The 21352-nt window shown below is 43.1% G+C and carries 16 protein-coding genes and 3 pseudogenes; 11 read left to right on the top strand and 8 right to left on the bottom strand.

The annotated features are described in order from the left end of the window. The 8 genes from QZ323_RS04965 to QZ323_RS04930 all read left to right on the top strand — a co-directional run bounded on the left by QZ323_RS04965 (position 1) and on the right by QZ323_RS04930 (position 10928). On the top strand, positions 1-783 hold the full coding sequence (locus QZ323_RS04965) for a restriction endonuclease subunit S (protein ID WP_118404475.1): 783 nt from the start codon (positions 1-3) through the stop codon (positions 781-783). A gap of 15 nt (positions 784-798) precedes the next feature. After that, on the top strand, positions 799-1899 hold the full coding sequence (locus QZ323_RS04960) for a PDDEXK nuclease domain-containing protein (protein WP_118404474.1): 1101 nt from the start codon (positions 799-801) through the stop codon (positions 1897-1899). Continuing rightward, positions 1880-3172 carry a restriction endonuclease subunit S gene (locus QZ323_RS04955; RefSeq protein WP_294633303.1) on the top strand — a complete coding sequence of 431 codons (1293 nt, stop codon included), beginning with the start codon at positions 1880-1882 and terminating at the stop codon, positions 3170-3172. Before QZ323_RS04960 ends, QZ323_RS04955 begins: the two co-directional genes overlap by 20 nt. Before the next feature lie 308 nt (positions 3173-3480). Next, a complete protein-coding gene (locus QZ323_RS04950; protein ID WP_294633301.1) occupies positions 3481-4569 on the top strand; it encodes a Fic family protein in 1089 nt (362 codons plus the stop codon). Positions 4570-4579: 10 nt separating this feature from the next. Beyond that, entirely contained in the window at positions 4580-5842 is a 1263-nt protein-coding gene (locus tag QZ323_RS04945; protein ID WP_294633302.1) for a restriction endonuclease subunit S, read from the top strand. A 308-nt stretch (positions 5843-6150) separates the two neighbouring features. Then, on the top strand, positions 6151-7239 hold the full coding sequence (locus tag QZ323_RS04940) for a Fic family protein (protein WP_294633301.1): 1089 nt from the start codon (positions 6151-6153) through the stop codon (positions 7237-7239). 10 nt (positions 7240-7249) lie between these two features. Continuing rightward, the gene (locus QZ323_RS04935) at positions 7250-7807 is read left to right on the top strand and encodes a restriction endonuclease subunit S (protein WP_294633299.1); all 558 of its coding nucleotides are present in this window, start codon (positions 7250-7252) and stop codon (positions 7805-7807) included. Next, positions 7800-10928 carry a type I restriction endonuclease subunit R gene (locus QZ323_RS04930; RefSeq protein ID WP_294633298.1) on the top strand — a complete coding sequence of 1043 codons (3129 nt, stop codon included), beginning with the start codon at positions 7800-7802 and terminating at the stop codon, positions 10926-10928. The genes QZ323_RS04935 and QZ323_RS04930 overlap by 8 nt, the downstream gene beginning before the upstream one ends. 44 nt (positions 10929-10972) lie before the next feature. Here the strand turns inward: QZ323_RS04930 and QZ323_RS04925 are convergent. The 3 genes and pseudogenes from QZ323_RS04925 to QZ323_RS04915 form a co-directional block, all read right to left on the bottom strand. Continuing rightward, positions 10973-11400 (bottom strand): annotated as a pseudogene (locus QZ323_RS04925) (hypothetical protein); the annotation flags it as partial. A gap of 59 nt (positions 11401-11459) precedes the next feature. Next, a complete protein-coding gene (locus QZ323_RS04920) occupies positions 11460-12146 on the bottom strand; it encodes a TrkA family potassium uptake protein (protein WP_294633295.1) in 687 nt (228 codons plus the stop codon). An 87-nt stretch (positions 12147-12233) separates the two neighbouring features. Continuing rightward, on the bottom strand, positions 12234-14060 hold the full coding sequence (locus tag QZ323_RS04915; protein ID WP_294633293.1) for a potassium transporter TrkG: 1827 nt from the start codon (positions 14058-14060) through the stop codon (positions 12234-12236). Between the two features lie 158 nt (positions 14061-14218). On the opposite strand from QZ323_RS04915, the gene QZ323_RS04910 reads away from it, so the two are divergent. After that, positions 14219-15586, top strand: coding sequence for a TrpB-like pyridoxal phosphate-dependent enzyme (locus tag QZ323_RS04910; RefSeq protein WP_294633291.1), 1368 nt, complete (start codon positions 14219-14221; stop codon positions 15584-15586). Positions 15587-15603: 17 nt separating this feature from the next. On the opposite strand, the pseudogene QZ323_RS04905 reads toward QZ323_RS04910, so the two are convergent. From QZ323_RS04905 to QZ323_RS04890, 4 genes and pseudogenes are all read right to left on the bottom strand, one after another. After that, a pseudogene (locus QZ323_RS04905) lies at positions 15604-15957 on the bottom strand (TonB-dependent receptor); the annotation flags it as partial. A gap of 126 nt (positions 15958-16083) precedes the next feature. Beyond that, entirely contained in the window at positions 16084-16632 is a 549-nt protein-coding gene (locus QZ323_RS04900; RefSeq protein ID WP_294633289.1) for a hypothetical protein, read from the bottom strand. 67 nt (positions 16633-16699) lie between these two features. After that, positions 16700-17077, bottom strand: a complete 378-nt coding sequence (locus tag QZ323_RS04895; RefSeq protein WP_294633287.1) for a hypothetical protein — start codon at positions 17075-17077, stop codon at positions 16700-16702. Positions 17078-17139: 62 nt separating this feature from the next. Further along, on the bottom strand, positions 17140-17679 hold the full coding sequence (locus tag QZ323_RS04890) for a sigma-70 family RNA polymerase sigma factor (RefSeq protein ID WP_294633286.1): 540 nt from the start codon (positions 17677-17679) through the stop codon (positions 17140-17142). A 641-nt stretch (positions 17680-18320) separates the two neighbouring features. Between QZ323_RS04890 and QZ323_RS04885 the strand changes: the two genes are divergently transcribed. Next, a complete protein-coding gene (locus tag QZ323_RS04885) occupies positions 18321-19418 on the top strand; it encodes a DUF4421 domain-containing protein (protein WP_294633285.1) in 1098 nt (365 codons plus the stop codon). 36 nt (positions 19419-19454) lie between these two features. Here QZ323_RS04885 and QZ323_RS04880 read toward each other — a convergent pair whose 3' ends face one another. Then, a complete protein-coding gene (locus QZ323_RS04880) occupies positions 19455-19631 on the bottom strand; it encodes a DUF4250 domain-containing protein (RefSeq protein ID WP_294633284.1) in 177 nt (58 codons plus the stop codon). Positions 19632-20011: 380 nt separating this feature from the next. Here QZ323_RS04880 and QZ323_RS04875 point away from each other — a divergent pair. Continuing rightward, positions 20012-21052: pseudogene (locus QZ323_RS04875) on the top strand (phage integrase SAM-like domain-containing protein); the annotation flags it as partial. Positions 21053-21352: the final 300 nt, after the last annotated feature.

Here is a 21352-nt window from a genome sequence, read left to right as displayed (position 1 = left end):
ATGTGGTATTGTTTGACACATAACAGTGGCTCATCTTTCCTGAAAAACAGACAAGGAAATGATAATTTAGAGCAGCAGGCGCAGGCGTTGTTCAAGTCGTGGTTCGTAGACTTCGAGCCATTCAGAGGCGGTGAATTTGTAGATTCAGCTCTCGGTAGTACCCCCAAAGAGTTACCAATAGTTTACATCGAAGATATACCTCACAATATAGAAAGTGGAAAAAGACCCAAAGGTGGTGCAACCTTTGAAGGCGTTCCAAGCATTGGGGCGGAAAATATCAAAGGATTGGGGTATTATGACTATTCTAAGACAAAGTACATTCCAAAAGAATATGCTCAAACTATAAAAAAGGGAAAGATAAATGGATATGAGCTATTGATTTACAAAGACGGAGGCAAACCGGGATATTTTATTCCAAATTTCTCTATCTTTGGAGAAGGATTTCCTTTCAACGAAATGTATATCAATGAGCATGTCTTCATCTTGGACTTAATGGATAACGCTTATAATGCGTTTGCATATTTTTATATGCGTACACCATACATTATGAACCAATTAAATTCAATTGGAGGAAAGGCTGCAATCCCCGGTATAAATACAAAAGATATTGAGTGTCTTCCAATATACTCAAATGAAAGTCCGTATGTAAAAAGGTATGGAGACATAGTTCTTCCTTTTATCAAAACGATACTTTCTAACAGTCTTGAAAATGCAAGGTTGGCAAAGATGCGTGACACGCTTCTCCCACAGCTAATGTCTGGTGAACTAAAAATTAGTGAATAAAAACGGAGAAATAAAATGGTTAAATCTATCGGCATATTAGATAAGGATTACACTTTATGGGTTAAAGAGCTTGTAAAGCGTTATCGTGGCAGCCAAATCAAGGCGGCTATAAAAGTGAATAGAGAATTGCTTCGCTATTATTGGGAACTTGGTAAAGATATTGAAGAAAAGCAAGCAGATAACAAGTATGGCAGTAAGTTTTACGCTACATTAAGCCGTGACTTGCGCCATGAAATGCCTGATGTGGAAGGATTATCTGAAACATCAATCCGTTACGCAAAACGTTTCTATACTCTTTATAAACAACAGATTGCGATTCTTCCACAAATTGTGGAAGAATCTGAGAAAGAAAATCTTCCACAGCTTGTGGAAAGATTATATTCTGATTTATTCTCTATTCCTTGGGGACATCATCGTTATATCATAGACAAATGTTCGACTGATTCAGACAAGGCTTTGTTCTATGTCCGCCAAACATTAGAGAATGGATGGAGCAGGGATATATTACTCAATGTATTAGGCACAAATCTGTATGAGCGCAGCGGAAAGGCTCTCACAAATTTCAAGAGTACGCTCCCTGATGTGGATAGCGATTTGGCGCAGGAACTAACACGCGACCCCTACGATTTCTCATTCACGGGATTACGAGGAAAATATAATGAACGACTACTAAAAGATACATTGCTCACCAATATCACAAACTTTCTGTTGGAGCTTGGCACAGGTTTCGCCTATGTAGGCAAAGAATATCGCTTGCAAATAGCAGAGAAAGAGAAGTTTATAGACTTGCTTTTCTACAATCTTAAATTGTCTTGCTATGTGGTAGTAGAGGTAAAAATCGGAGAGTTTGACTTTGCTGATGCCGGTCAATTAGGCGGTTATGTTGTTGCTTGCAATCATCTTCTTCGCAAGGAGGGGCGCGATAATCCGACAATAGGATTACTCATTTGCAAGCAGAAAAGCAATACGTTGGCTCAATATGCGTTAGAATCAAGTAGTCAGCCTCTCGGAATATCCGAATATGAGCTTGAAAAACTCTATCCTGAAAAGGTTGAAGGAACAATGCCATCAATCAAAGAGATAGAAGCCACATTAGATGGTCAAACAAACAGCTAAATTCTCATTTATGGAAGAGTGGAAAGAATACCAATTAAAGGATGTAACTACCATTTTGGGTGATGGTTTACATGGAACTCCAAAATATGACGAAAATGGAACTGTGTTTTTTATCAATGGGAATAATCTTGTTGATGGAAAAATTGAGATAAAGGATTCAACAAAGCGTGTTTCAGAATATGAAGCTAATAAGTATAGAAAAAATCTAACCCCGCGAACTATATTGGTTTCTATTAATGGTACAATCGGCAATGTTGCAAAATATAAGGGAGAAGCATGCATTTTAGGTAAAAGTGCTTGTTACTTTAATGTGGCAGATAATTTCGACCTGAATTTTATATATTATGTTATTGCCTCGCAACAATTTAAAGATACAATAACACATTTAGCTACAGGCACAACAATTAAGAATGTATCATTGGAAACAATGAGGAATTATTCATTTATGGCACCAAGTATAAATGAACAAAAACGCATTTCGTCTATTCTGTCATCTTTTGATGACAAAATCGAGTTGAACCGCCGTATAAATGATAATTTAGAGCAGCAGGCGCAGGCGTTGTTCAAGGCTTGGTTCGTGGATTTCGAGCCGTTTAAGGATGGCGAATTTGTGGATGATGACTTTGGGAGAAGACCATATGGATGGAATGTAAAGCCATTGAAATACCTCGTTGAAAAAGTTAAATCCGGGGATTGGGGTAAGGATGAACAGATGGGAAACCACACGATGAGGACATTTTGTATGAGAGGTGCAGATTTTCCTGATATTAAAGAAGGAAGCAAAGGCAAAATGCCTATTCGCTATATCTTGGAAAAGAATTTTAGGGAGAAAACTCTTTGTGATGGAAATGTTGTTGTAGAAATTTCCGGTGGTTCGCCAACTCAATCGACAGGTCGTATTGTACTAATTGATAAAACTTTTATTGCAGATTGCGATAATGCGCTGATATGTACAAACTTCTGCAAATCGTTGGAGATTAAAGAAAGTTTTTCTTTATTCTTTTACCTTTTGTGGCAATATCTTTACGACAAAAAAGTGATGTTTATATATGAAAATGGTTCTAATGGACTAAAGAATTTAAATATCAATAGTTTGCTAGAGAGAGAATTATTTGTTATTCCACCCAAAGAAATAATATCAAGGTTTAATCTTGTTGTTTCGCTCTTACTTTCAAAAAAGCAAGCTAATGGAATAGAAATTTCTCGTTTGGCTTCTCTCCGTGATACACTCCTGCCTAAGCTAATGTCTGGGAATATGAGTTTTGATTATTAATCATTTACACAATGCAATATGATTGAAAAGATTATAAATAGAAATATAGGGAAAAGTCAGAAATGTAGGATAAAATACGGAAGTAGTTCTGATTTTGATGTTTTGATTATGAATGTCAATGATGGTAAAAGGACACGCATTTATTCAATAGATGCACAACACCTTTCTTCTCAGAAAGATTCAATCTATTTCTATCCAGAGATAAGGAACGGTGTAGTTACAATAAAGTGGAATCGTGAAATTGAAAACTACGTAAACGAAGTACAATAGGCTACGATTATTTGTGGTCAAATTGCTATATTTATATTATGAATGACTTTGAAGAATATATAAGACAGGGTGAGCCTCAGAAAAGAGAAAAAGGCTATGCTTGGCAGACTGCTATCGGATTGCAGGCGGTGGACGATTTGAAACCGTCTGAATATCTGATACAAACGGCTCGTCAACATATCGAGGGAGATATAACTATCGAAGAAGCCAAACAACTTATTGATAGTTACTATCAGTCTAAGACTGTCCGAGCTGACATAGAAGACAGAACGGAAGAAGCCGATAAGGTGTCGGCACGTATCGCAGAGATATTGTCGGAGAAGACGTTCACATTCTCGCCTGTTGAATATATCACCATTCATCGCCGACTTTTCCAAGGTATCTATAAATTCGCAGGAAAGGTCAGGGATTACAATATCACCAAAAAGGAGTGGGTGCTGAAAGGTGAGACCGTACTTTATGCCAGTGCCGACAGCATACGAGAAACTCTTGATTATGATTTTATGCAGGAGAAGAATTTCAGCTATAAGGATTTGAACATTAGCGACGCTATCACGCATATCGCCAAGTTTATATCCGGAGTTTGGCAAATTCACGCTTTTGGTGAGGGGAACACCCGTACCACGGCAGTGTTCACAATCAAATACCTGCGCACATTTGGTTTCGACATCAGCAACGAAGCGTTTGCCAATCATTCATGGTATTTCCGTAATGCCTTGGTTCGTGCCAACTACAACAATTTGAGCAAAGGCATTTATGCTACTACCGAATATATTGAAGCATTCTTCCGGAACTTGATTCTACATGAGCATAACGAGCTAAAGAATCGGACAATGCTTGTGCAGGAATCTTCTTCGCAAAACATTCAAAGTGCAAGTACATCCAATGACGTTGCTTCAAAGTGTAATATTTGCACTTTGAGTTGCACTTTGGAAGAAGTTGCCGTGCTCAACTTCTTGCGAGAACAGCCTAAAGCTACGCAAAAAGAAATCGCTGCGCATATAGGCAAATCTGAGAGAACAGTCAAGACCATTACCGTAAATTTGACCGAAAAAGGCATCATCGAGCGCAAAAACGGCAAAAGAAACGGTTTTTGGGAGATTAAAACGAATAATTTAAACAGCTAAATTCTCATTTATGGAAGAGTGGAAAGAATACCAATTAAAGGATGTAACTACCATTTTGGGTGATGGTTTACATGGAACTCCAAAATATGACGAAAATGGAACTGTGTTTTTTATCAATGGGAATAATCTTGTTGATGGAAAAATTGAGATAAAGGATTCAACAAAGCGTGTTTCAGAATATGAAGCTAATAAGTATAGAAAAAATCTAACCCCGCGAACTATATTGGTTTCTATTAATGGTACAATCGGCAATGTTGCAAAATATAAGGGAGAAGCATGCATTTTAGGTAAAAGTGCTTGTTACTTTAATGTGGCAGATAATTTCGACCTGAATTTTATATATTATGTTATTGCCTCGCAACAATTTAAAGATACAATAACACATTTAGCTACAGGCACAACAATTAAGAATGTATCATTGGAAACAATGAGGAATTATTCATTTATGGCACCAAGTATAAATGAACAAAAACGCATTTCGTCTATTCTGTCATCTTTTGATGACAAAATCGAGTTGAACCGCCGTATAAATGATAATTTAGAGCAGCAGGCGCAGGCGTTGTTCAAGGCTTGGTTCGTGGATTTCGAGCCGTTTAAGGATGGCGAATTTGTGGATGATGACTTTGGGAGAAGACCATATGGATGGAATGTAAAGCCATTGAAATACCTCGTTGAAAAAGTTAAATCCGGGGATTGGGGTAAGGATGAACAGATGGGAAACCACACGATGAGGACATTTTGTATGAGAGGTGCAGATTTTCCTGATATTAAAGAAGGAAGCAAAGGCAAAATGCCTATTCGCTATATCTTGGAAAAGAATTTTAGGGAGAAAACTCTTTGTGATGGAAATGTTGTTGTAGAAATTTCCGGTGGTTCGCCAACTCAATCGACAGGTCGTATTGTACTAATTGATAAAACTTTTATTGCAGATTGCGATAATGCGCTGATATGTACAAACTTCTGCAAATCGTTGGAGATTAAAGAAAGTTTTTCTTTATTCTTTTACCTTTTGTGGCAATATCTTTACGACAAAAAAGTGATGTTTATATATGAAAATGGTTCTAATGGACTAAAGAATTTAAATATCAATAGTTTGCTAGAGAGAGAATTATTTGTTATTCCACCCAAAGAAATAATATCAAGGTTTAATCTTGTTGTTTCGCTCTTACTTTCAAAAAAGCAAGCTAATGGAATAGAAATTTCTCGTTTGGCTTCTCTCCGTGATACACTCCTGCCTAAGCTAATGTCTGGGAATATGAGTTTTGATTATTAATCATTTACACAATGCAATATGATTGAAAAGATTATAAATAGAAATATAGGGAAAAGTCAGAAATGTAGGATAAAATACGGAAGTAGTTCTGATTTTGATGTTTTGATTATGAATGTCAATGATGGTAAAAGGACACGCATTTATTCAATAGATGCACAACACCTTTCTTCTCAGAAAGATTCAATCTATTTCTATCCAGAGATAAGGAACGGTGTAGTTACAATAAAGTGGAATCGTGAAATTGAAAACTACGTAAACGAAGTACAATAGGCTACGATTATTTGTGGTCAAATTGCTATATTTATATTATGAATGACTTTGAAGAATATATAAGACAGGGTGAGCCTCAGAAAAGAGAAAAAGGCTATGCTTGGCAGACTGCTATCGGATTGCAGGCGGTGGACGATTTGAAACCGTCTGAATATCTGATACAAACGGCTCGTCAACATATCGAGGGAGATATAACTATCGAAGAAGCCAAACAACTTATTGATAGTTACTATCAGTCTAAGACTGTCCGAGCTGACATAGAAGACAGAACGGAAGAAGCCGATAAGGTGTCGGCACGTATCGCAGAGATATTGTCGGAGAAGACGTTCACATTCTCGCCTGTTGAATATATCACCATTCATCGCCGACTTTTCCAAGGTATCTATAAATTCGCAGGAAAGGTCAGGGATTACAATATCACCAAAAAGGAGTGGGTGCTGAAAGGTGAGACCGTACTTTATGCCAGTGCCGACAGCATACGAGAAACTCTTGATTATGATTTTATGCAGGAGAAGAATTTCAGCTATAAGGATTTGAACATTAGCGACGCTATCACGCATATCGCCAAGTTTATATCCGGAGTTTGGCAAATTCACGCTTTTGGTGAGGGGAACACCCGTACCACGGCAGTGTTCACAATCAAATACCTGCGCACATTTGGTTTCGACATCAGCAACGAAGCGTTTGCCAATCATTCATGGTATTTCCGTAATGCCTTGGTTCGTGCCAACTACAACAATTTGAGCAAAGGCATTTATGCTACTACCGAATATATTGAAGCATTCTTCCGGAACTTGATTCTACATGAGCATAACGAGCTAAAGAATCGGACAATGCTTGTGCAGGAATCTTCTTCGCAAAACATTCAAAGTGCAAGTACATCCAATGACGTTGCTTCAAAGTGTAATATTTGCACTTTGAGTTGCACTTTGGAAGAAGTTGCCGTGCTCAACTTCTTGCGAGAACAGCCTAAAGCTACGCAAAAAGAAATCGCTGCGCATATAGGCAAATCTGAGAGAACAGTCAAGACCATTACCGTAAATTTGACCGAAAAAGGCATCATCGAGCGCAAAAACGGCAAAAGAAACGGTTTTTGGGAGATTAAAACGAATAATTTAAACAGCTAAATTCTCATTTATGGAACAGTGGAATATTATAAAAGCATATGATTATTGCTATAATGTGACAGATGGTACGCATGATAGCCCCAAGCAAACAGAGTTTGGAAAATATCTTATTACATCAAAACATATTAAGGATAATCGCATTGATTTTGAAAGTGCTTATAAAATATCAGAAGATGATTATAATAAGATTATTACTCGGAGTAAAGTTGATCAATGGGATATTATTATAAGTATGATTGGTGCTTATTGTGGTTTTTGTTGTATTGAGTCTTCCAAACAAACAGATTATGCTATTAAAAATGTAGGACTTCTTAAAGTAGGCAATGAACTTAAATGTAAATGGTTATATTATTATTTAACCTCACCGCATGGAAAGCAGCAGCTTTCTAAATTACGAAGTGGCTCATCACAACCATATATTTCATTGGGAGCATTAAGGAATTTAGACATACCTGTTCCTAATGAAAATACAATGAGTGATATTGTATCTGTTCTTTCATCCCTCGACTCCAAAATCGAACTAAACCGCCGGATAAATGATAATTTAATTCCAACCTATTATGCCTAATACGTTCCATTTTACAGAAGATTCATACGAGCAGTCGATAATCTCTTTGTTCAAGGAAATGGGCTATGAATATCATTATGGCCCGGAACTTGAAACCGACACCTGCCGAGAACTCACTGATGCCACCATACCGGGAGCATTGCGTAAGGCGATGTTGCTTATCAATGGAACAGACAAAGTTGGAGCCGTTGACGAAGCTATCCGACAAATACGTGAATTATTCAGCCAGCCTTTGGTTAGTGCAAACGTGACCCTTACCGATTGGCTACAAAATGGCTTGGACGTTACGTTCAAAACTGACCAAGGAACACTGCGCAGTGACCATATTAAAATAATAGACCCCGTTAATATAGACAACAACTCATTTGTTGTTGCCAATCAATGGACGATCGTAAACGGTAATTCCACCAAACGTGCCGATATTGTGGTGTTTGTTAATGGCCTGCCTGTCTCTGTCATTGAGTTGAAGTCTCCTTCCCGTGAAGTTACCAATTCGGAGGAAGCCCATCAGCAGTTGCAGAACTATATGCGTATTGTTCCGCAACTCTTTACCGCTTGCCAAATGCTTGTGATAAGCGACATGGCAGACACTCGTGTAGGTACGATTACGGCACCGCTTGACCGGTATATGGAGTGGAAAACCACAGACGGGAGTTATGAAAGTACAGTATTTGCCGACTTTGAGACTTTCTTTAATGGTATCTTCACCAAACATCGCTTCATTGATATTATTGCAGACTTCACCCTCACTATGGGTGTGGATAAAAAACTCCGCATCCTTGCTGGTTATCATCAGTATTTTGCCGTAAAGAAAGCTCTTGACTGCACAAAGCAAGCCTTACAACGCAATGACGGTAAAATTGGTGTATTCTGGCACACGCAAGGTTCTGGTAAAAGTCTTTCAATGGTATTCTATGCCCATCAGCTTTTGAAGAATCTGTTGAGTGCGACCTTGCTTGTTCTGACAGACCGCCTCGATTTGAACGACCAACTTCATAACACTTTTGCGGCTTGTAGCGATTACTTGCGCCAAACGCCTATAAAGGCTACTGACGGCGAACACTTGTATGAACTGCTGGAAAAGCGTAAAAGTCATGGTATTATTTTTGCCAATATCCAAAAATTCAAAGACCGTGACAAACTAATCACCAACCGTGCCGATGTGATTGTGATTAGCGATGAAGCCCACCGCACACAGTCAAACACCAGAACAAAGGTAGATACAGAAACAGGTGAGTTAAAACTCGGCTTTGCGGCTATTGTACGTAAACTATTGCCTCATGCTGCGTTCATCGGCTTCACTGGTACACCTATTGAGCAAGACGACAACGATACAAGAGAGGTCTTCGGCAACTATATCGACATCTACGACATGACCCAAGCCGTGGAAGACGGTGCTACAGTCCCTGTATATTACGAAAGCCGCTTGTTGAAATTGGATTTGGATGCCGACACGCTTAAATTGCTGGATAACGAGTATGAGAAACTTGCGGAAGAAGGAGCGGAAGAACAGGACATCAAACGCTCAAAGGATGAAAATGCACGTCTTCACGCCTTGCTCTCAGCTCCGCAAACCATAGACTCTCTATGTAAGGACATCATAGACCATTACGAGAACAACCGTGCCGACTTGCTTACGGGCAAGGCTATGATTGTGGTGATTGACCGTGCTACAGGAATTGATATTTACAAAAAGCTGATAGAACTTCGTCCTCAGTGGAAAGACATTATTTGTGTAGTCATGACACAAGGAAACCAAGATCCAGTAGAATGGAATGATATTATTGGGTCTGGCGCACGAAAAGAGGAACTGGCTCGTCAGTTCAAGGATAACAATTCACCGCTGAAAATCGCTATTGTCGTGGATATGTGGCTCACAGGTTTTGATGTACCCTCGCTTGCCACGATGTACGTTTATAAACCTATGAAGGGGCATAACCTGATGCAGGCTATTGCCCGGGTAAACCGTGTTTTCCCGGAAAAGAGCGGTGGTTTGGTGGTGGATTATATAGGCATAGCCAAAGCTCTTAAAAAAGCCATGCACGACTATACAGGACGTGACAAGAAACGCTTTGGTGACCCGAATATCAAGACTACTGCATATCAGCAATTTGTCGTTGCACTAAAGCGTTGCCGTGAATGTATGGATGACTACGACTATTCCGCTTTTGCCGACTGTTCCAACTTGCAACGAGCCAATCTTATAAGAGGCGGGGTGAACGTATTGCTTGACAAAAACAATCTTGTTTCTTCTCAACCTACCACCCAGACAGATGAAAACGGCATCATTACTTTAGTGGATGCTGTTCCTGCTGAAGCGCAAAAGGTTTTTATGGAAGAAAGCAAACGTCTGGCGCAATCCGCATCGCTTTGTCGAAGTTTACTAACCCCTGCGGAACGTTATGAAGAAGCATACTTTGAAGCAGTGAGGACGTTGCTTTTACGCCTAACGGGAAACAAGAAGATTACCCGAAAAATCATAGACGAGCGCATTACGCAGTTGCTCAAAGTGGCTATCAAGGCTGACGGCGTGGTGGAAATACTCAGCACCAAGGGGACTGAATTTTCTCTTTTTGACGAGAATTTCTTGAAAGAGATTGCCGAAATGAAAGAGAAAAACTTTGCACTCGAATTGCTCAAACGCTTGCTTGAAGAACATATAAGGAAACATGCTAAAAAGAGAATGGTAGAAGCTGAGAAATTCAGCGAAATGCTTGATGCTCGGCTTGCCGAATACTTGCGTGGCTTGATTTCCAATGAAGAAGTGATAAAAGAGTTGCTGAAAATGGCGCAGGAGCTGAAAGCGAATGCTGAGCAAGCGTCAGAATTGGGGCTGACAGAGGAAGAGCAAGCATTTTACGATGCCTTGACAAAGCCGCAAGCCGTAAAAGATTTCTACGAAAACGACCAACTTGTTGCTATGGCAAAGGAACTGACCGAAGCCTTACGCAGCAGCAAAACGATTGACTGGCGACAGAAAGAGTCAGCTCGTGCCAAAATGCGCTCTATGGTAAAACGATTGCTCAAAAAATACAAGTACCCACCCGAAGAACAAGAAGCAGCCCTCGAAACTGTTATCCGTCAATGCGAGCTATATGCAGATTCGGATAATGAGGATTAGCCAAATAATCATGGTCAAGATTTGCTTTGATTGAAAAATGACAGTCATAACAAGTCTTGACTATTACACCTGTCTTCTGTTACAGACCTGGCCTGTCGGTTGAATATGACCAGTGTGGAATCCACGTCGACAACATCCACCTGTTTTTCGTAAGCCCCTACGGTCACGGCCAGTTCCGGGCACAATTCGTTAAGCATGACCGTAGTCACCTGATGTTTGTCTGCAACTGTTCTTAACTGCCTGTTTTCTTCCCGGTATTCATGCCATTGTGCCCAACTGACGGTAAACAGAAAAAAGAAACGAGTGTACAACCGATACCAGCCCATGCGTAAGGGGTCTTGTGCCAGCCATCGGGGACTTTGCTCCATAATCATCTTGTTGTGTTTATCACCTTGTTCGGACGGATTGCTTGCCATACTCCAGATATAAAGCCGTGCCTTTGCTACATCTTTTCCGAAGCCTGCCTGTCATTCATCGGCAAATGCAATACGAGTGTCGTGACTCCATTCAACTTGTTGGACAACGATTTATTTACATCGCCCTCCAGAATTTCTGAAAGTCTTTATAACGTCCATAGCAAATCAATTCATCGCCAGCCTGAATCTGGTCCTTCTCCTCCGGTTTGTCCATCATAAGATGTTCTGTGAACGAGATGCCCAAGCAATTCTTCGCCTGCCTGGCACGCTTCAACGCCAACAACCGCAAGCCAAATTCGTCGTAGAGGTTCAATTCGTTGGTGTAATAGCCCACCATCTTCTCCGGTACGGCAAACTTCACCACATAGTAATCCAATCCCACCCTGAACGTCTCCATATCGGAACCGAATTCCAAAAGATGCACCAGCCCTCGGGCAGCATCTTCCTCAGGCGTCAATATCCGTTCCAGTTCGAAAGCCTCCAGCACGGAACGGTGGACACTGTCTATCGCCCTTGCGAAAATATGCTTCACCTTCATCTGCTTCAGGATAGCCACCACACGGATGGAAGCCCCGAAGTTTTCGCCAATAGCCACTATCACCACGTCCACCCCATTCAGCGGAAGGACGGACAACGACTGGTCGTCCGTGGCATCCAATACAAACGCCGTGGCTATTTTCTCCTTGATGCTGTCTACGCGGCTCACACTGACATCCGCACCGATCACCTCATGCCCCAACGCCGAAAGTTCTTCGGCAAGCATGTGACCGTAATTTCCCAAACCTATAATGATGTACTTCATATCTATATAATTTTAAGTTTCACAAGCTCAACCTCTTAGTTGACAAGGATTCAGTTGACAAGTTTACAAAGGAACACCTGAAATCCGTTAATTGATAATGATCTGACCGCTCGGATAACGATACTTCGTATGTTTCTTCTGCCTGACAATGCCTAACATCAGCGTGATCATCCCCACACGACCGATAAACATCTGGACGATGACTAGTAATTTACTGTCATCGCCCAGCGTAGGAGTAAGGTTCAGACTAGCTCCTACCGTACTCAGTGCCGACACGCACTCAAACAACAGCGCCATGACAGGCACCTGAGGCTCCCACAACGTCAGCACAAACACACAGGCAGACAAGACACCGGCATACATCACCACCGTAGCATTGGAACGCCGGATTGAATCGTAAGACAATTCACGTCCGAAGACCTCCACCCTCTCCGTGCCACGCAACACGGCAACCAAGTTCAGCACCACCACCGCAAACGCATTCACCTTGATACCGCCCGCCGTGGACTGTGCCGCACCGCCAACCCACATCAGGAAGATGTAAATCAGCACGGTCTGTACCCCAAACGTTGTCAAGTCCACACTGTTGAACCCTGCCGTACGCGGGCAAACCGCATTAAAGAAAGCCTGCGTCCACTTATCAGCCACGGACATTCCGGCAAAAGCACCGTTCCACTCGAAGAAGGCTATAGACACCGTGCCCAGCACCAACAGCAGGAACGTCATAATCAGCACGATGCTCGTATTCAGGTTATACAGATGGTAGAAGCGATGCTTGTCCCACTTCCACGTATGCAGAAACGTCCACGCCTTGCGCAGGTGATGGAGCACAATCCCCTTCAGATTCACCAATATCGGAAAACCGATACCCCCCAGAATGATCAGCAACGATATGTAGATGAAAAAAGGATTATGCCCCGCCATCACCGACGGATTCCCCAGATTGCCCGGCAAGGTAGAGAATCCCGCATTGCAGAATGCCGAAATGGCATGGAAAGCCGCAAAAGCCGCCTCCTCCTGAAATGTCATCCCCATCGTGGCATGAATATCGCTCCAGATAGCAAGCATCCCCACCCCTTCGATGGCCAACGTAAAGCCCAATATATGCAGCAACGTAGGGAGCAACGAACTCAACGAATCGGAACTGACCATATCACGGACCACCAACTGATTGTAGACCGATGTGTTCCCCATGAAGAACATGGCAAAGAAACTGGTCAGTGTCATCACCCCCAAACCTCCGATCTGTATCAGCAGGACAATCACCACAAAACCGGAAGCCGTGAATGTGGACGCCACATCCACCGAAGTCAGCCCCGTGACACACACCGCACTGGTCGAAATGAACAGCGCATCTACCCACGAAATACCGCTCGTGGTACATCGGGGAAGCATCAACAAACCCGCCCCGACAAGGATGATGACCAGGAAACTGACTGCCAGAATAAGCGAAGGATTCGTCCGCCGCCCCAGCAACCGGACCAGTCCGTTGGATAGGTTGAGAAATGAAAATATAAGTAGCAGCGAAGTCCGATAGAACTTCCCGTCCAAAAATTCCCAAAGCAACCAGAGAGCTTCTTCTTCCGGTGGATGGAAAAAGAGAGGAACCAAAGTGAGATAAAGCAATGCAACCAGTACCCACGTCAACCGGTTGAATCTACGTTTCGTATGCTGATAATCCAGCAGTATGTATAACGTGACTTCCAGCAGGAATATACCCCTAACGATGTCGTACAAATGTTGCAATCGCCCGACGCTCTGCTCAGAAACCGTAACCCCGTGCTCATACACCACGCCCAGAATCAGCAGGAGAGAAGCCAGGTAGGCCACATAAACCATCCCCGTCAGGAGTACCCGGATGTACGGATAGAGCCACTTGTTCTGATACAGCAATATTTTATGATAGATCTTCATGGGAAAAATCAAACAAACAAGAACAAATCAAACAAACAAATAAGAACAAATCAACATAAGCAAAACAACACTTACAGATAAAAAACAAAAGAAAAAAGAAAATGTTTTGAAAATAATGGTTACATTTGACGTCGAAATTCTAAAATCGAATAATCACTATGAGCAATAAGACTAAAAGATTCATCCTCCCGGAAGAGGAAATTCCGCACTACTGGTACAACATACAAGCAGATATGGTGAACAAACCCATGCCACCTCTCAACCCCGCCACCAAGCAACCGTTGAAACCGGAAGACATGTTCCCGATCTTCGCCGAAGAGCTGTGCCGACAAGAGCTGAACCAGACGGACGCCTGGATCGAGATACCTGAGGAAGTACGCGAAATGTACAAGTACTACCGTAGCACACCGCTGGTACGCGCCTACGGACTGGAGAAAGCACTCGGCACCCCGGCGCACATCTACTTCAAGAACGAGAGTGTCAGCCCGATGGGGTCGCACAAACTAAACTCGGCCATCCCGCAGGCATACTACTGCAAGCAGGAGGGCGTAACCAACGTCACGACCGAAACCGGTGCCGGACAATGGGGTGCATCCTTGGCATACGCCGCACGACTGTTCGGGCTGGAAGCCGCAGTATATCAGGTGAAAATCAGCTACGAGCAGAAGCCTTACCGCCGCAGCGTCATGCAGACGTTCGGCGCACAAGTCACTCCGTCGCCCTCCATGTCCACCCGTGCCGGAAAAGACATCCTGACAGCGCATCCCAACCATCAAGGTTCTTTGGGAACAGCCATATCCGAAGCCATCGAACTGGCGCGTAGCACGCCCAACTGTAAGTACACTCTCGGTTCTGTGCTGAGCCACGTCACCCTGCACCAGACTGTCATCGGACTGGAAGCCGAAAAGCAAATGGCAATGGCAGGCGAATATCCCGATGTAGTGATCGGTTGCTTCGGAGGCGGCTCCAACTTCGGAGGTATCTCCTTCCCCTTCATGCGCCACAACATCCTCGAAGGCAAGCTGACGCGTTTCGTGGCTGCCGAACCCACCTCTTGTCCCAAACTGACACGCGGCAAGTTCCAGTATGACTTCGGCGACGAGGCAGGATATACTCCGTTGCTTCCGATGTTTACCTTAGGACATAACTTCGCCCCTGCCAACATCCATGCAGGCGGATTGCGCTACCACGGTGCAGGCGTCATCGTCTCCCAACTGCTGAAGGACAAGATGATGGAAGCTGTTGATATCAACCAGTTGGAATCGTTCGATGCCGGTATACTCTTCGCCCAAGCCGAAGGTATCATCCCCGCACCCGAATCGTGCCACGCCATCGCCGCCACCATCCGCGAAGCCAACCGCTGCAAAGAGACCGGCGAAGAGAAAGTCATCCTGTTCAACCTCTCCGGTCACGGCCTGATTGACATGGCTTCCTACGACAAGTATCTCTCCGGCGACCTCGTGAACTACGAACTGACCGATCAGGATATTCAGAAGAATCTGGATGAGATTGGAAACTTAGAATAAGTGGAAAATGGGACGCTCTTCTCGGTATCGTTCTTGAAATAGTGCGTGTTCGAAAAGCTCTCCCGGTCGGAAGAAGAAGCATTGGTGCCATAATCCAGTTTGAGCGCCAGGTTCCTTCCCTTACGGCTGAACTTACGGTTCACTTGCAGCATGAACGTGAGGTTATAGAGGTCATTGTCGTACAGGCTGGAGGAATTTCTCTCGTTCAGCAGCGTCTCGTCCGACCAACTCTCCTGATAGCCGCTCCCTCTTCTGGCGTTCGCGTTGTAACGGTATTGCGGACGAAACACCAGATTGGTCACAGAGTCCATCTTCCACTCCAGATAGGCGTTGGCTATCAGGTTGTGGGTCTTCGTACGGTTGTCGCCGGTGCTGTGTGTGATAGATATCCATGCACAATAAAAACATGTACAACAGTATGCTTCGCAGAGCCAGATATGTGTATTTGCCACAGTCCATACGCGCCAGTCAAAAAGATCCTTTCCGAAGATATCGTTTTACTTCTTGGGAGTGTTCTTTCCTGCCGGTCTCTTCTCCGCTCCGGACTTTTGGGTGTTCCTTCTGTCAAACTCCCTTTTGAACTTGTTCGCATTGTTCATCTCCGCCTGGTAGATCTTCTGGATCTGCTTGGGGGTAAGGACCTTGCGGAACTCATTGTAATACTTCTCACGCACGTCGAGGATCTTGCGGCTCTGCACAAACCTGTCCTTGATCTGCTTCTCTATCTCCGCATCCGTCTGCACTGCATTCTGTGCCTGACCGCCCTTTGCATTGCCACCGTTCTCTGCTCTACTTTTGCGGTTCATCGTTCTGCATTCACGCAATTCCTTCAGATAATTCTCGTAGACCGGAACGAACTTGGCTGCCGTAGCGTCATCCAGCATCAGTGTCTTCACCATCATGTTCGTCTGTCGCTTCATCACCTGTTCGGGAGTAGGACGCTGCTTGTTATCCCTATTATCCTTGTTATCCTTGTTCTGTGCAGAAACAACTTGTCCGCCCATCAGAAAAACGGCCAATACCAAATACATCAATCTTGTTTTCATAAGCTTCTTGATTTTTAATTAATACTCATAATACTTGGAGCCTGTTTAAACTTTCTTCAAAAGGCTCTTAGTTCAGAAATATATCGTTTTCAGAGAAGTTGACGAGCTCTTCCAACTCCTCATCCGACAATTCATAAATCCATTTATCCATCGCCTCGCTACCGCCCATTTCCGCTGCCAGCATGTCCGAAGTGCTTTCTACCGCATTGTCCGTGCGGAAATAAGACAACGCAAACACGATGCCTGCCAGCATCGCCGCTGCCGCAACCGTAGCGGAAAACAACACCTTCAATCGATGCCGACCGTGCATCTTCGGCCGATGTTGCACGGGCTGTGCGCCATACGTGCGTTGCATAACTTCCTGCTGCATCTCCTCGAAGAAATGCTCAGGCGTGCGATAAGGCACCTTTTTGCCGATCCTGTCAAAATCAAATTCTTTATCCATCGTTCTTATCTATTTAGATCGTTCTTATCCGTTTAGATTGTTCTTATCTATTTAGATCGTTCTTATCTGTTTAGGATATATTCTTTTATTTTTTCTTTCGCATAGTGATAATTCACCTTGAGGGCGTCGACCTTACTGTCCAAGATGCGGCTGATCTCTTCGTACTCAAGTTCGTCGTAATAGCGCAAGTTAAACACCAGCCTTTGCTTCTCGGGCAGGCTCAGGATGGCTTCCTGAAACTTGACCGCCAGTTCGTTTTCATAATCGATGTAATCGGATGCTTTCAGTTTATTCATCAGTTCCTCCTGTACTTCTTCTGCCGCGATTGCTTCTTCGTTCTTCCGTGCATTCAGCAAGCGCAAGCTTTCGTTGGTTGCAATCCTATAGATCCAAGTACTCAATGAGCTTTCGCCACGAAACTGTTCCCAACCCCGATACACCCGGATGAAAACTTCCTGAAGCACATCTTCCGCATCCTCATGCGACACGACCAGACGCCGTATATAGTAATATATAGGCTCTTGGAATTTGTCCATCAGCATCTTAAAACCCTTCTTGGGGTCGGAAGCATATACCTGCCGAATCTTATCTTCGTTTATCATCAGTTCTTTTGTTTCTTAGCTTTGTTAGGTTAGAAACGGGAAAGAGGACGAAGTTAAATCTGGGGAGTTCATTTTTTGCATTTATTAAGAGCTGTGCAATTGCTCCATGAGATGAATGATTTCGTCTCACGAGATGAATTTATTTGTCTCGCGAGACGGTTTCTCTTGCCTCGCGGGATGAATTCTTTTGTCTCGCGGGACGGATTTTTTTGTCCCACGGGATGAAAACAGTTGCTTCGTGATGAAAGTTATCGGCTATGGGGAGGAGTACTTGGAAAGAAAAGGCAATAGGGCAAAAAAAAAGGCTATCTATCCCAGACAGCCAATCTTTTTGTTAACCTTAAATCTAATACTATGAAAAACACGTTGCAAAGATACGGACTTTGGACATATCTCCAAATTTTCAGCCTCTAATAAGCGTTTTTATAACATGGTTTAATAGACCTAATAAACTTGTTAACGATTCAAAGGCGTTGTGTTAAAAATTAACACGGGATAAAATTCTGGTAAAACTAAACTGAAAGATTATTGGATTTATACAAAAGAACCGTTAAATTCGCAAAGAGATTGATTACTTTTTCCTTTTGCTTTGTTTATAACAGAAAAAAAGGCAAAGTATTAACTAACAAAAAACAAGGTTGATGTTGAAAGGAGCTATCTTCTTGCTATGTATCATGCTATCTCCCAGTTTGCTTGCGCAAAATGAGAGGAATGACTCCATCGTGCACGACACTCTCACGACCGGCAAACAAAAGCGAGGCTTCACAAAAGCCATAAAGAAGTTCTTGAACTTCAGCGACTTCGACACGACCTACATAAGTCCCAACCGTTACAACTACGCCTTCATGCTGGACCACTTCACGAACTACGAGTATTACTCCGTGGGAACCAACATGCCCGAACCCCAGCAACTACGCTTCACCCCCAACCCTCACAACAAGATAGGGGCCTACTTCGGATGGCGGTGGATATTCTTGGGATGGTCGGTCGATACGGACGCACTGGCGGGAAAGAAGAGCAAGGAAAACAGAGGAACGGAATTCGACCTCAGCCTTTATAGCTCCAAATTAGGGGTAGACATATTCTACCGCCGCACAGGAAATGATTATAAGATACACAATGTGACCGGCTTCTCCGACCTTATCCAGTCCAATTACTCGGAAGATTTCAACGGCCTGAAAGTGAATATGAAAGGTATGAACCTGTACTATATCTTCAACCACCGTTGTTTCTCCTATCCTGCCGCTTTCAGCCAGTCCACCAATCAGCGCCGCAGCGCAGGCTCACTGATAGCCGGCTACTCCGTATCTACCCATAACCTGAACTTTGACTACAACAAACTGCCCGAAGTCATTCGAGAAACGATGAGTGCCGACATGAAGGTGGAACACATCAAATACACGAATATCAGCCTCAACTTCGGTTATGCCTACAACTGGGTATTCGCACGGAATTTCCTTGCTTCCCTATCGCTCAATCCGGCGGTCGCCTACAAGACCTCACACATAGAAAAGACGGAAAAGGAGCAAAACAACTGGTACAGAAACTTCAATATAGACTTCATTTTGCGTGTCGGCGTGGTGTACAACAACAGCAAGTACTTCGCAGGAGCCTCTTTCTTGGGCAGAACCTACGACTACTATCGGAGCAACTTCTCGCTGAACAATGGCTTCGGAACGCTGCAAATATATGCCGGACTGAACTTCTGCCTGAAAAAAGAATACCGGAAAAAGAAATGACCACCAGGCATTTAGAGCCTGTTTTTAAGTTTTCTTCTACCAGAACTTATTATGCTCGGCACTATACTCAAATCCGGCAGACCGCAACACGTCTACAATCTTTTCCTTACTGACATCCATGTCCTCACAAAGCTCGTCCAGCGAAGAATAACAATCGCGCAATTTCATATTGATGAAGCTGAAAAGCATCATCGGATCTTCTGGCAATTCCATTTCTATATCTAAATTACTTAGAGCCTGTTTCAATTCTGTTCAGTCTGCTGTTTGAGAGTTCTATTTGAAGAAAATTCAAACAGGCCCTTAAATTGGTTTCGGGCGCAAACTTACGTAAAATCTCTGGAATATCCGCCGAATTGCAGCAGATTAACGCAACAGGATTTGATAATTAGGGAGTTAGAAGAAAAACACAGAAGTTGGGCAGACAATTGAAAACCGTCTTAAAGCAGATTAAAGCAAAAGAACGGTTTCCTAATCATTACCCGATGAAAGTGCAGATTTGACAGTCCTTGTTTCATTTTGCGGCGTTCTGCGCAGCTTTGCTTATCAATAGGTAACTCGTTGATTTATAGTTTTGCAACCAAAAAGAAACGAGTATGGCAAGAAGCACATTCAAGGTGCTGTTCTACGTGAACGGCAGTAAGGAAAAGAACGGAATTGTCCCCATCATGGGACGGGTTACAATCAATGGTACGGTAGCACAGTTCAGCTGCAAGCGGACTATCCCGAAAGAGCTTTGGGATGCCAAAGGGAACAAGGCAAAGGGCAAGAGTCTGGAAGCGAGGGAAACCAATCTTGCGCTTGACAACATCAAGGCTCAAATCATCAAGCATTACCAGCGTATATCCGACCGTGAAGCCTATGTAACGGCAGAAATGGTACGCAATGCCTATCAGGGATTGGGCGGTGAGTATGAAACGTTGCTCGGTGCTTTCGACAAGGAAAATGAAGTGTTCAAGAAGCGTGTCGGAAAAGACAGGGTCAGGGCTACCTATATGGCAAGGGTACGGGCAAGAAACCATGTGGCGGCATTCATCAGGTCACATTACAAGCGGAACGACATCTCCATGCCTGAACTTACGCCCGACTTCATCAAGGAGTTCGCCGTGTTCCTTTCCAACGAAGCCGGACTGCACAACGGTTCGATATGGGAAAACTGCATGTGGCTGAAAGGTGTGGTGATGCGGGCACACTTCAATGGACATATACCGAGAAATCCGTTTGCCCAGTTCCATATAAGCCCGAACACGAAAGAGCGTGAATATCTGACGGAGAATGAGCTGAAAACATTGATGGAATTTCAGTTCAAAGACCCCAAGAACTTCTATCTCCGTGATATTTTTGTTTTCGCCAGTTTTACCGCCCTCTCATTCGTGGATATAAAGGAATTAAGCAACGACCAGATTGTGGAAGTAAACGGTGAGAAATGGATTATTTCCAAACGACACAAGACGGGTGTACCGTTTCAGGTAAAGCTGCTGGATATTCCCTTGCAGATAATCGAGCGTTACAAGGCTTTTCAGGAAAACAATCTTGTATTTCCCAATCTCAACTATTGGTCAATATGCAAGCGTATGGGAAAGATGATAAAGGAATGCGGCATCACCAAGAAAATCAGCTTTCACTGCTCAAGACATATTAAATTGTCTTTATCGCTGAAATTGAATAGTTTGCAAAGATTTATTTCTTGCTAGGTAACGATTTGGAAACGAGCGTAGTTCTATATTCCGCCTCATCTTGCATTAAATCAAAAGAACGCTTTTCTTATCTGCAAAGGTAATATCATTTTTTTGAATAACAAACCTTTGCAAATAGTGAAAATCAATAAATCATTGGCTATGGTTGTAAAAATCTATATCCAAGTCCGTACTTTTAAAATTTGCTTTAAGTACATGACAAAAATTTGAAAACATCGAATTTTGGGGTATAAGTCGGAC

This window comes from uncultured Bacteroides sp. (assembly GCF_910585845.1).
Taxonomy (GTDB): domain Bacteria; phylum Bacteroidota; class Bacteroidia; order Bacteroidales; family Bacteroidaceae; genus Bacteroides.
The sequence above is the reverse complement of the archived record's forward strand: the minus strand, read 5'-3'. Positions and strand labels throughout refer to the sequence as shown.

Bases quoted from the DNA above. Each gene is read 5' to 3' on its own strand.
- QZ323_RS04950 (WP_294633301.1), top strand. From the start codon at position 3,481: ATGAATGACTTTGAAGAATATATAAGACAGGGTGAGCCTCAGAAAAGA.
- QZ323_RS04885 (WP_294633285.1), top strand. From the start codon at position 18,321: ATGTTGAAAGGAGCTATCTTCTTGCTATGTATCATGCTATCTCCCAGT.
- QZ323_RS04900 (WP_294633289.1), bottom strand. From the start codon at position 16,632: ATGAAAACAAGATTGATGTATTTGGTATTGGCCGTTTTTCTGATGGGC.
- QZ323_RS04945 (WP_294633302.1), top strand. From the start codon at position 4,580: ATGGAAGAGTGGAAAGAATACCAATTAAAGGATGTAACTACCATTTTG.
- QZ323_RS04935 (WP_294633299.1), top strand. From the start codon at position 7,250: ATGGAACAGTGGAATATTATAAAAGCATATGATTATTGCTATAATGTG.
- QZ323_RS04890 (WP_294633286.1), bottom strand. From the start codon at position 17,679: ATGATAAACGAAGATAAGATTCGGCAGGTATATGCTTCCGACCCCAAG.
- QZ323_RS04880 (WP_294633284.1), bottom strand. From the start codon at position 19,631: ATGGAATTGCCAGAAGATCCGATGATGCTTTTCAGCTTCATCAATATG.
- QZ323_RS04915 (WP_294633293.1), bottom strand. From the start codon at position 14,060: ATGAAGATCTATCATAAAATATTGCTGTATCAGAACAAGTGGCTCTAT.
- QZ323_RS04910 (WP_294633291.1), top strand. From the start codon at position 14,219: ATGAGCAATAAGACTAAAAGATTCATCCTCCCGGAAGAGGAAATTCCG.
- QZ323_RS04955 (WP_294633303.1), top strand. From the start codon at position 1,880: ATGGTCAAACAAACAGCTAAATTCTCATTTATGGAAGAGTGGAAAGAA.
- QZ323_RS04930 (WP_294633298.1), top strand. From the start codon at position 7,800: ATGCCTAATACGTTCCATTTTACAGAAGATTCATACGAGCAGTCGATA.
- QZ323_RS04920 (WP_294633295.1), bottom strand. From the start codon at position 12,146: ATGAAGTACATCATTATAGGTTTGGGAAATTACGGTCACATGCTTGCC.
- QZ323_RS04895 (WP_294633287.1), bottom strand. From the start codon at position 17,077: ATGGATAAAGAATTTGATTTTGACAGGATCGGCAAAAAGGTGCCTTAT.
- QZ323_RS04960 (WP_118404474.1), top strand. From the start codon at position 799: ATGGTTAAATCTATCGGCATATTAGATAAGGATTACACTTTATGGGTT.
- QZ323_RS04940 (WP_294633301.1), top strand. From the start codon at position 6,151: ATGAATGACTTTGAAGAATATATAAGACAGGGTGAGCCTCAGAAAAGA.
- QZ323_RS04965 (WP_118404475.1), top strand. From the start codon at position 1: ATGTGGTATTGTTTGACACATAACAGTGGCTCATCTTTCCTGAAAAAC.